The 261-nt window shown below is 52.5% G+C and carries 1 tRNA gene; it reads right to left on the bottom strand.

Going from position 1 to position 261, the window contains the following annotated elements:
- Positions 1-80: 80 nt before the first annotated feature.
- Positions 81-154: transfer RNA gene (locus tag G9G57_RS25460), tRNA-Met, on the bottom strand.
- Between the last annotated feature and the right edge of the window lie 107 nt (positions 155-261).

Consider the following 261-nt stretch of genomic DNA (forward strand, 5'->3'; position numbering starts at 1 on the left):
GATTCGAACCCTCGCACCACTTACGCAGTCTAACCCCTTAGCAGAGGGTCCCCTTATAGCCACTTGGGTATCTCTCCGAGTAGCGGCAGAGGGGATCGAACCCCCGACCTCACGGGTATGAACCGTACGCTCTAGCCAGCTGAGCTACGCCGCCACCTTATATATAAAATTCAGAAGTATTGAAATATGGCTCCCCGAACAGGACTCGAACCTGTGACAACTCGATTAACAGTCGAGTGCTCTACCAACTGAGCTATCAGG

The sequence above is a fragment of the Paenibacillus sp. EKM211P genome, from assembly GCF_011066175.1.
Taxonomy (GTDB): domain Bacteria; phylum Bacillota; class Bacilli; order Paenibacillales; family Paenibacillaceae; genus Paenibacillus; species Paenibacillus polymyxa.